The 10,091-nt window shown below is 76.0% G+C and carries 10 protein-coding genes and 1 pseudogene; 4 read left to right on the top strand and 7 right to left on the bottom strand.

Annotation, left to right across the window (positions count from 1 at the left end; translation table 11 throughout):
• From ACME2J_RS16495 to ACME2J_RS16480, 4 genes and pseudogenes are all read left to right on the top strand, one after another.
• Positions 1-481, top strand: a pseudogene (locus tag ACME2J_RS16495) (hypothetical protein); the annotation flags it as partial.
• Positions 478-1,926, top strand: a complete 1,449-nt coding sequence (locus ACME2J_RS16490) for an MlaD family protein (RefSeq protein WP_495546030.1) — start codon at positions 478-480, stop codon at positions 1,924-1,926. The pseudogene ACME2J_RS16495 and the gene ACME2J_RS16490, both read left to right, overlap by 4 nt.
• Entirely contained in the window at positions 1,923-3,206 is a 1,284-nt protein-coding gene (locus ACME2J_RS16485; RefSeq protein ID WP_495546029.1) for an MlaD family protein, read from the top strand. The genes ACME2J_RS16490 and ACME2J_RS16485 overlap by 4 nt, the downstream gene beginning before the upstream one ends.
• 51 nt (positions 3,207-3,257) lie before the next feature.
• Positions 3,258-4,466 carry an Mrp/NBP35 family ATP-binding protein gene (locus tag ACME2J_RS16480; RefSeq protein WP_495546028.1) on the top strand — a complete coding sequence of 403 codons (1,209 nt, stop codon included), beginning with the start codon at positions 3,258-3,260 and terminating at the stop codon, positions 4,464-4,466.
• A 41-nt stretch (positions 4,467-4,507) separates the two neighbouring features.
• Here the strand turns inward: ACME2J_RS16480 and ACME2J_RS16475 are convergent, their stop codons facing one another.
• From ACME2J_RS16475 to ACME2J_RS16445, 7 genes are read right to left on the bottom strand one after another with little or no spacing between them, the layout of a single operon-like run.
• Positions 4,508-5,062: a manganese efflux pump MntP gene (locus ACME2J_RS16475; protein WP_495546027.1), complete on the bottom strand. Its 555-nt coding sequence runs from the start codon at positions 5,060-5,062 to the stop codon at positions 4,508-4,510.
• Positions 5,063-5,071: 9 nt separating this feature from the next.
• A complete protein-coding gene (locus ACME2J_RS16470; RefSeq protein WP_495546026.1) occupies positions 5,072-5,551 on the bottom strand; it encodes a hydrogenase maturation protease in 480 nt (159 codons plus the stop codon).
• Positions 5,515-6,825: a Ni/Fe hydrogenase subunit alpha gene (locus tag ACME2J_RS16465; RefSeq protein WP_495546025.1), complete on the bottom strand. Its 1,311-nt coding sequence runs from the start codon at positions 6,823-6,825 to the stop codon at positions 5,515-5,517. The genes ACME2J_RS16470 and ACME2J_RS16465 overlap by 37 nt, the downstream gene beginning before the upstream one ends.
• The gene (locus ACME2J_RS16460; protein WP_495546024.1) at positions 6,822-7,589 is read right to left on the bottom strand and encodes an NADH-quinone oxidoreductase subunit B family protein; all 768 of its coding nucleotides are present in this window, start codon (positions 7,587-7,589) and stop codon (positions 6,822-6,824) included. Before ACME2J_RS16460 ends, ACME2J_RS16465 begins: the two co-directional genes overlap by 4 nt.
• The gene (locus ACME2J_RS16455; RefSeq protein WP_495546023.1) at positions 7,586-8,386 is read right to left on the bottom strand and encodes an FAD/NAD(P)-binding protein; all 801 of its coding nucleotides are present in this window, start codon (positions 8,384-8,386) and stop codon (positions 7,586-7,588) included. Before ACME2J_RS16455 ends, ACME2J_RS16460 begins: the two co-directional genes overlap by 4 nt.
• Positions 8,376-8,840 (bottom strand): cyclic nucleotide-binding domain-containing protein, encoded by a 465-nt coding sequence (locus tag ACME2J_RS16450; RefSeq protein ID WP_495546022.1) that lies wholly within the window; start codon positions 8,838-8,840, stop codon positions 8,376-8,378. The genes ACME2J_RS16455 and ACME2J_RS16450 overlap by 11 nt, the downstream gene beginning before the upstream one ends.
• Positions 8,824-9,972: a 4Fe-4S dicluster domain-containing protein gene (locus tag ACME2J_RS16445; protein WP_495546021.1), complete on the bottom strand. Its 1,149-nt coding sequence runs from the start codon at positions 9,970-9,972 to the stop codon at positions 8,824-8,826. Before ACME2J_RS16445 ends, ACME2J_RS16450 begins: the two co-directional genes overlap by 17 nt.
• Positions 9,973-10,091 lie beyond the last annotated feature (119 nt).

Here is a 10,091-nt window from a genome sequence, read left to right as displayed (position 1 = left end):
CGGGGGCGACCTGCGACCGGCCCTCCGCGAGGTGCCGCCGACGGCCGCGGCGGCGACGCCGCTCCTCGACGAGGCGGCGCCCGTCCTCGCCGACACCGCCCCGCTGCTGCGCGACGTGCGCGCAGCGGTCGCGGCCGTCGCCGACGCGGCCCCCGCCGCCCGCGGGCTCCTGCTCGCGCTGCGCCCGAGCCTCGCGGTGCTCGACGACTCGCTGCTGCCGGCCCTCGACGAGGAGACGAGCCTCGGCCTGCCGACCTATCTGCAGTTCCTCAGCCTCTTCCAGGGCGGCGGCGGCGCGTCGCGTGGCTTCCAGACGCCGGCGCAGGCGACGGCGCCGAGCACGGGCCCAGGTCACTTCATGCGCTTCAACGCGCGGTTCTTCACAGGTGTCGGCTACCCCGTCCCCGGGTGCGCGGCGCTCGAGGAGTCCGCCCCGCAGCTCGCCGAGGCCCTCGCCGCGAACGGGGGGTGCACGCCGTGAGCAGCGAGGGCCGCCGGCCCCTTCCCATCGGCAGGCTCATCATCCTGCTGCAGGCCGTCGTCGCCTTCGCGTTCGTCGGATACCTGCTGGAGGGCGACGGGACCCACCTGCCGATCTTCGACGACCGGGAGACGATCGAGGTCGCGTTCCAGGACGCCGACGGGCTCAACGACGAGGACGGCCATCCGGTGACGATCGCCGGGGTCCGGGTCGGCGAGGTGACGGACGTCCGGTACGCCGACCGCCGCGCCGTCGCGACCCTGCGGGTCGAGTCGGGCACGCGCGAGCGCCTCCACCGCGACGCCCGCGCGGTCGTCGTCCCGCGGTCGGCGCTCCAGGACGACACGGTCGAGCTCGTGCCCGGAGAGGCGGACGAGCCGCTCGGCGACGGAGACCGCATCGCCGCGGACCTGCGCGCCGCCCCGGTCGGACTCGACCAGGTCGTCAGCACCCTCGACGCCGACACGCGCGCCCAGCTCCAGATCCTCGTCGGCGAGCTCGGCACCGCCGTGGACGACGCCGGCTCGCCGCTGCGCCGCGCGCTCACCGAGCTCGGCCGGGCGATGGACACGACGACGCGCGTCGCCTCCGCCCTCGCCGACCGCCGCCGGCTCCTGGCGCGCTTCGTCACCGAGCTCGACGCGGTCGTCGGGACGCTCGCCGCGCATCGCACCGGGCTGCGACGCGTGCTCGCCGATGGCCGCCGGACCGTCGACGTGACGGGCGCGCGCGAGGACGAGCTCGCGCAGACGGTGCGCGCGCTGCCGGAGGCGCTCGCCGCCGTCGACGGCGCGCTCGCGCGCACGAGCGAGCTCGCCGATCCGCTCGTCCCGGCCCTCGAAGGGCTGCGTCCCTCCGCCGAGCGGCTCCCCGCCGCGCTGCGCTCGGTCCGCGAGCTCGTCCCGTCCGCGCGCGGGCTCGTCGAGGATCTCGGCCCGGTGGCGAAGGAGGGCCGCGCGCCCGCGCGGAGCCTGCGACGGGCGCTCGGCGCGCTCGGCCCGGCGTCACGCGGCCTCGAGCCCTCGGTGGCCCGCCTCACCCCGGTGCTCCGCGACATCGACGAGAACAAGCGCGGCATCGCCCTCCTCGGCGAGCGGTTCAGCGGGGTGTTCTCGACCTCCGACGCGAACGGCCCGATCCTGCGCGGGCTCGGCTTCTTCGAAGCGTTCGATCCGGCGTCGTTCGGTGAGCCGGGGGCGCGCGGCGCCCGCCTCGAGCGCCTGAAGCTCGACGCCGTCCGCGCTCTCACGAAGACCTGTCGCACGAACGTCGTCGCCTGCCTCGTGCGCTCTCTCGTCCCGGGTCTCCCCGGGGCGCTGCGGGCCGGGGACGCCCCGGCCGGGGATGCGGCGGGGGCGCGGCGGCGCGCCCGGCGGCTCACGTCCGACGCGACCCGCGCGCGGCGTGCCGGCCTCGCGTCGGCCGGCGAGGAGGCGCGCCCGTGAAGCTCGCGATCCCCCGCTCCGGAGCGATCATGGCGATCGTCGTCCTCGCCGTCTCGGCGTCCCTCTTCGTCTACCTCATGGGCCGGTTCGGCGGTCCCTCCGTCTCGCTCGGCGGCCCGGGCTACGGGGTCGTCGCGACGTTCCACGACACCCAGGGGCTCGCGCGGAAGTCCGACGTGCTCGTGCGCGGCGCGAAGGTCGGCGAGGTCGAGGAGATCGAGACCCGGGGCGCGACCGCCCGGGTGAAGCTGAGGCTCGATGACCGCTACGCGCCGGTCCCGCGGACGGCGACGGTCCGCGTCGGGCAGAAGACGGTCCTCGGCGAGGCCTACGTCGACCTGGATCTGGACCGCTCCGGACCGCCGCTCCCCGACGGGGGCGTGCTCCCCGCCGCGCAGGTCCTCGAGACGGTCGAGCTCGACGAGGCGCTCGCGGCGTTCAGCGAGGGCGCCCAGCGCGACATCCAGCGCATGACGCGGACGTTCGCCCGCGGCGCGGCGAGCGCGCACACGTCCGATCGCGTGTCGGCGACCCTCGGGCGGCTCGACGCGCTCACCTCCGAGCTGCGCGGGGTGGGCGAGCTCCTCGACGGCCAGGAGAGCGCGATCGCCGGCATCGTCCTCGACGGCCGCCGGGCGTTCGAGGCGATCGGCGAGCACGAGACGCAGATCGCCCGGCTCGTGCGCGCCGCGCGGTCGACCCTCGAGGCGACCGCGAGCGCGCGGAGCGGCCTCGCCAGAGGCCTCGACGAGCTCCCGCGGCTCGTGGCGACGGCCGAGAGGACCCTCCGGACCGCCCGGCCGCTGCTCCGCGACGCGCGTCCCCTCGTCGCCGACCTCGAGCGCCTCGGTCCGCGCCTCGCCCCGGCGCTCGACGACCTCCGGCCGGTCGCCGGCCGCGCCCGCTCGGTCCTCGCCGGCCTGCCGGCGCTCACGCGCGCGGCGACGCCGACGCTCGAGGCCGCCGGACCGGCCCTCGACGCCGCGCGGCCGGCGATCGCCCGTCTCGAACCGGCCCTCGCCGACCTCGTCCCCATCGTCCGCTACCTCTCGGAGCGGCGCGACACGGTCTCGGCGTGGTTCGCGAACACCGCGGCCATCGGCTCGCGCGGGGACGCGAAGGGCAGCTACGTCCGCTTCAACATCTTCGTCGAGCCGGGAACCGGGTTCGGCGCCCCCGGCGCGTTCTCCAACAACGCGTACACCGAGCCCGGCGACGCCGCCGCGAACGCGCCGTACCGGCCGGGGAGCTACCCGCGGCTCGTGCCGTTCCGGCCCTGAGGGCCACGACGAGGGTTGCGTTCGTCGCCTATTTGCGCATATGGTCGAATGATGATCGGACGACGCTCCCGCCACGCGCCGAAGGGCGCCGATCCCGACGTCGCGGCCCGGGCCCTCGAGGCCCTGCGGCCGATCGCGGACCCGGAGCTGCGCCGGTCGATCGTCGAGCTCGGGATGGTGCGCAGCCTCACGGTCGAGGACGGCGCCGCGGACGTCGAGATCGCGCTGACGACGCCGGGGTGCCCGATCCGCGCGCAGTTCGAGCAGGCCGTCCGCGAGGCGCTCGCCCCCCTCGACGGCATCACGCGCGTCGAGGTCCGCTTCGGCGTCCTCGACGACGCCGAGCGCGCGACGCTGCAGGAGCGGCTCGGTCGCGCGGCGATGCCGGAGGGCGCCCTCGCCCAGGTGGGGACGGTGCTCTGCGTCGCCTCCGGGAAGGGCGGCGTGGGCAAGTCGACGCTCGCGATGAACCTCGCTGCGGCGATCCACGCGCGGGGACGATCGGTCGGAGTCCTCGACGCCGACGTCTGGGGCTACAGCCTCCCTCGGATGCTCGGCATCCGCGAGAAGCCGAGCGTGTCCTCCGAGCGCCGGCTCGTCCCTCCGCGCACGCCGGAGGGCATGCTCGTCATGTCGATCGGCTTCTTCATCGAGGAGGACTCGGCCGTCGTCTGGCGCGGGCCGATGCTCCACAAGGTCCTCTCGCAGTTCCTCCAGGACGTCGAGTGGGGCGCCCTCGACGTCCTCGTCGTCGACCTCCCGCCGGGCACCGGCGACGTCTCGATGTCGCTGTCGGAGCTGCTGCCGCAGGCGCGCTTCCTCATCGCGACGACCCCGCAGGCCGCCGCCCACGGCGTCGCCCGCCGCGCGGCGCGCATGGCGACGAAGCTCGACCACGAGGTCGTCGGCGTCGTCGAGAACATGTCCGACTACGTCGACGAGGACGGCCGCCGGCACGTCATCTTCGGCTCCGGCGGCGGCGAGGAGCTCGCCGACGAGCTCGACGTCCCCCTGCTCGGCCGGATCCCCCTCACCATCGCGACGCGCGAGCAGGCCGACGCCGGCCGACCGGTCGTCCTCGCACGGCCGTCGGACCCCGCGGCCGCCGCGATCGACGCGCTCGCCGGCGAGGTGCTCGCCCTCCGCCGCCAGGCGCCGCTGCCGATGGCCGCCCCGGCTCCGCCCCCGGCCGCGTCGGCTCCCCCGCCGGCTGCCGCCGCCCCGGCGGGCCGCTTCGAGCTGCCGGTCGTCCAGGGCTGAGCCCGCGCCGGCGCGGCAGACGCGACCACGCGTCCCGTCGCTCACGCGCTCGTCACCGCGAGGCCCGCGGCCGCCCCGAGCAGAGCGACGCCCGCCGCGACCTGCGCGCGCCGCGCCCAGTGCCGGCCGGCCCCCTCGCCGAAGCCGAGCCCGACGAGCGTCATCGACCAGGCGGCGATCGCGATGAGCGTCGCGAGCAGCAGCACCGAGCCGTCCCGCAGGCCGAACGCGAACCCGACGGCGAGGTTGTCCCCGCTGATCCCGAGCGACAGGAGGAAGAGGCCCGTCCAGCTCGTCGCTCCCGCAGCGAGCCGCGCATCTTCCTCGGCGTCACGGTGGTGGGCCTGGCGGACGCTCGTGAACCCGAGGGCCGCGAGGACCCCGACGCCGATCCACTCCCCGACGGAGGCGAGGTCCTCCGAGAGACCGCGTCCGATCGCGAGCCCGGCGAGCACGACGACGAATGAGACGACGCCGAAGGCCCCCGCGATCCGGACGCGGCGGCGGGCCATGCCGAACGCGCCGAGCACGACCGCCACCGCGAAGTTGTTCGCGGCGATGACGAGCGAGAGGGCTGCGGCCTCGAACAGGCTCACATCGGCCTGCTACCCGGCGGCGTCGAGCTCGTCGCGGACCGCCTGCTCCGCCCGCGGGAGCGCGGCGCGGACAGCGGCGCTCACCGGCGCACCGGGCGCGACGCGCTCGATCTCGATGCCGACGACGACGAGGCGCGCGGGCAGCCGTCCGAGCGCCTCGGCGAGCGCGATCGCAGAGGCCACCCCGCTGCCGTGACTCGACCACGCGGCGTCGATGCCCGCGCGCACCGCCGCAGCGTCGAGCCGGTGCACGGTCCCGGGCGGCGCGCCGCTGCGCACGGCGTCGACGACGACCGCGAGGCGCGCGCCGTCCCACGCCTCGAGGATCGCGGCGGGGTCCCCGCCGGGCACGCGGACGACCGCCTCGGCTCCGAGCCGGTCGGCGACGAGGTGCCCGGCGGCGTCGTCGCCGTGCGGACCGCCGATCGCGACGACGACGCCCCGCGTCGAGGTCAGGCGCGCGTGAGGTCGAGGAAGTGCGTCGCGCACGAGATGCAGGGGTCGTGGTTGCGGATCGCCCGCTCGCACTCGCGGGCGAGCGCATCGTCGTCGAGGTCGAGGCCGCGCTCGGCGACGGCGCGGACGTCCGCCTCGATCGCGCGCTGGTTCTGCGAGGTCGGCGGGATGATCCGCGCCGCGCGGATCGTGCCGTCCGCGGCGACGTCGTAGCGGTGGTAGAGGGTCCCGCGGGGCGCCTCCGTGGCGGCGCAGCCCGTCCCCGCGCGCCACTCGAGCGAGACCGCGGGCGGGTCCGGCGGCTCGTAGGCGGCGAGGATCGCGAGCGCCTCGTCGAGGGCGAAGAGGATCTCGACGCAGCGGACGACGATCGAGCGGAACGGGTTGCGGCAGGGCGCCTCGAGCCCCGCCTCCCGCGCCGCCTGCCGGGCGAGCGGGGACATCGCCTCGTGACCGAGCGCCCAGCGGGCGAGAGGGCCGGTGAGATACGGGCGGTCCTCGCCGCGCAGCCGCGCGTGGAGAGCGGTCGAGTGCGGGACCTGCTCCTCCGTGACGACGCTCTCGACCTCGGAGGCCTCGGCGTCGAGGCCGCCGTCCGAGACGAGGCGCCCCGCCTCGAGCGGGTAGGCGCCGGGCGCGCGCAACGCGACGAAGGCGTGGTCGGTCTCGAGCTCCGGGAACGGCAGGCTCGCCGCCCACCGCACCATGTCGACGGCCTCGTCGCGCGCCCGCTCGAGATGGTCGGTGAGGCTCCGCAGCTCCGACCGGGCGGGCGACCGGTGGAAGCCTCCGACGCGCACGTTCACCGGGTGGATCTCGCGGCCGCCGATGGCCGTGACGAGCGCGTTCCCGGCCTTCTTGATCCGCAGGCCGCGCTCGACGACGTCGCGGTGGTCGCGGGCCATGTCCGCCATGCCGTCGTAGCCGAGGAAGTCGGGGGCGTGGAGGAGGTGGACGTGGAGGGCGTGGCTCTCGATCCACTCGCCGCAGTAGAGGAGGCGCCGGAGCCGGCGCACCGGCTCCGGCACGACGACGCCGAGCGCGTCCTCGACCGCCGCCACCGCGCTCATCTGGTAGGCGACGGGGCAGATGCCGCAGATGCGCGCGGTGATGTCGGGCGCCTCGTCGGCCCGCCGGCCGCGGAGGATCCCCTCGAAGAACCGGAGCGGCTCGTAGATCCGCAGCTCGGCCCGCGTCACCCGCCCGTCGTCGACGTGGAGGCGCAGCGCTCCCTCCCCCTCGACGCGGGCGAGCGCCTGGACGGAGATGCGCGTGCGCGCGGCGGGCAGCTCGCGGGCGTCGCTCATCCCTGACGCTCGCTCTCCTCGCGGAACGCGGGCGCCCCGGCGTTGAACGTCCGGTAGGCGCGCACGACGTCCGCCGTCTCGACGCCGAGCGACTCCCAGGCCCGGCTGAGCGCGGGCGCGTTGGGCGTCGGCATCGGGCCGAAGCAGCCGTAGCAGCCGCGATCGTGCGCCGGGCACAGCGCGCCGCACCCGGCCTGGGTCACCGGCCCGAGGCACGGCGTCCCGTGGGCGACCATGACGCAGACCCGTCCCGCCCGCTTGCACTCCATGCACACGCTCTCGCCGGGGATCGCCGGGTCGCGCTCGTGGAGGAAGGCGCCGATCACCTCGAGGAGCTGACGCTTGTCGACCGGGCAGCCGTGCAGCTCGAAGTCGACGTCGACGTGGGCGCTGATCGGCGTCGACGTCCCGAGGAACGAGAGCTCGCCGGGCCGCGGGTAGACGGCGCCCGCGAGCTCGCCGGTGTCCGCCCATGCGCGGAGGGCCTGGATCCCCCCGGCCGTCGCGCACGCCCCGATCGTGACGAGGCGCCGCGACCCCGCGCGGATGTCGCGGATGCGGCGCTCGTCCTCCGGCGTCGTCACCGAGCCCTCGACGAGGCTGAGGTCGTACGGCCCGGGTCGCGTCGCGCTCGAGGCCTCGAGGAAGAACGCGATCTCGACCTCGTCGGCGAGCGCGAGCAGCTCGTCCTCGCAGTCGAGCAGCGTGAGCTGACACCCGTCGCACGAGGCGAACTTCCACACCGCGAGGCTCGGTCGGCTCACAGCTCGCGCACCCCCAGAAGGGGGCGCGCGACCGACTGCGCGACGACCGGTCCGTCGCGGCAGAGGAGGAGCGGTCCGAGCTGGCAGTGGCCGCAGAGCCCGACGCCGCACTCCATGTGGCGCTCGAGCGAGACGAAGGTCCGCGCGGGCGGGACGCCGGCCGCCTCGAGCGCTCGCGCGGCGAAGCGCATCATCACCTCGGGACCGACGACGAGCGCGACGCTCGCGGCGCCGTCGAGGCGGGCCGCGGCGACGAGCCCGGGCACGACGCCGACGCGGCCCCGCCACGCCGCGTCCGCCGCGTCGACCGTCGTGTGGACCTCGACCCCCGCCGCCTCCCAGGCGGCGAGCTCGTCGCGGTAGAGGAGGTCCTGCGGGGTGCGCGCGCCGTAGAGGAGCACGATCCGGCCGTGCTCCTCGCGATGGGCGAGAGCCGACTCGACCGCCGGGCGCACCGGTGCGAGGCCGAGGCCGCCCGCGACGACGACGACGTCGCGGCCGCGGGCGTCGCCGAGCGGCCAGCCGCGCCCGAGCGGGCCGCGGACGCCGACCGCGGGGGCGGTGCAGAGAGCCCGGGTGACGGCCCCGACCGCGCGGATCGTGTGCGTGAGCCCGCCCTCGACGCTGCCGACCGAGATCGGCGCCTCGCCGACGCCGAAGGCGGAGAGCATCGCGAACTGCCCGGGCGCGAAGCCCTCGCCGGCGTGGTCGAGCGTGAGGGTCCACGTGTCGGCGGTCTCGCGGCGCCGGGAGAGGACGCGGCACACCTCGAGGTCCGCCGGCGCCTCACACGGCACGGGGCGCCCCGTAGAGGTCGAGGAGCCGCAGGCGCGTCGCCTGCAGCCGCTCGGCGATGACGACGACGAACCGCTCGTACATCGCCCGGGCGAGCTCCGCGTCGCCGGCGAACCTGCCGCGCAGGCAGACCGCGTCGAAGCGCACGACCCGGACGTCACCGCGAGCGACGACGTCGAAGTGCGACAGGTAGGGCGGGACGAGCCACGACCAGCCGACGACGTCGTGCTCGTGAAGGGTCTCGATGACGAGCGGGCCGGTCGGCGACTCGGTCTGCAGCGCGGCCGTGCCGCGCCGGATGACGTAGAAGGACTCGTCGGGCTCGCCCTCGCGCAGGAGCGCCTCGCCGTCGGCGAACCCGTCGTTGACCGCGCAGCCGGAGAGCAGCTCCAGGTGCTCCTCGGGCAGGCCGGCGAAGAGCGGGACCGACGACAGGAGCTCAGGGATCGACTGCACGGATCGCCGCCACCTCCTCCGTGATGTCGATGCCGACGGGGCACCAGGTGATGCAGCGCCCGCACCCCACGCACCCGGACGTCCCGAACTGGTCGACCCACGTCGAGAGCTTGTGCGTCATCCACTGGCGGTAGCGCGAGGCGCCGGAGCGCCGCACGGCGCCGCCGTGGACGTGGCTGAAGTCGAGGGTGAAGCAGGAGTCCCACCGGCGCGTGCGCTCGGCGACGTCCCCCGCGAGGTCCGTGACGTCGTCGACCGAGGTGCAGAAGCACGTCGGGCAGACCTGGGTGCAGTTGCCGCACGTGAGGCAGCGGTCGGCGACCTCCTGCCAGCGGGGATGCTCGAGGTTCTCCGCGAGGAGCGCGGGCGTCGTCGCCGCGTCGAGCGTGCGTCCCATCTGGGCGACGGCGCGCTCGGTCGCGGCGCGTGCGGCGTCGCGGTCGTCCTCCCCGGCGGCGGCGTGCGCGACGTCCTCGAGGACCTCGCGACCGCGGTCGCTGCCGACCTCGACGACGAAGCGATGCCCGCCGTCGTCGAGCAGCTCGGTGAGGGCGAGGTCGAAGCCGCCCTCGGCGCGCGGTCCCGTCCCCATCGAGGCGCAGAAGCAGGTGCCGCCCGCCTGGCCGCATTGCACGGCGACGACGAACAGCGCGTCGCGGCGGGCGGCGTAGTCCGGGTCGGCGACGGCGCCGCCGGTGAGCACGCGGTCCTGGATGGCGATCGCGTGGAGGTCGCAGGACCGCAGGCCGACGAGCGCCACCGGCTCGGGCTCCTCGCCCGGTCGCTCGACCGTGAACCCGCCGTCCTCGGCGCGCCGCGAGCGCATGACGGTGACCGTGGACGGCAGGAGGGTCCCCTTCGCCGAGTGCGGCCCGACGCTGAAGCCGAAGAGCGCCTCGTCGCCGCGGTCGCGCAGGCGGTAGCGGCCGGCGTCCTGCTCCTCGCCCACCCCGCGCGGGAGGTCGTCGGCCGTGGCGATCTCGTCGAGGACGATCGCGCCGTCGCGGGCCACCGGACCGACGGTGCGGTAGCCGCGGCGCCGCAGCGCGGCGAGGAGGTCGTCGAGGGCGGAGACGTCGGCGACGCGAGGCCCGGCGTCGTGCCTGCGCGTGCGGTCGTCGTCGTCCAGCATGGAAAGCCTCCGCTTCCTCGAACGCCGCGCACGACGTTACCCGTGGCCGATCGACGCGGTCAAACGCCCGGCCCGCTCGGGCGCCCGACCGCGTCGTCGGGCGCGGCCTCTCGTACGTT

It is taken from the genome of Paraconexibacter sp. (assembly GCF_059438195.1).
This window is presented reverse-complemented; position numbering and strand designations above follow the sequence as displayed.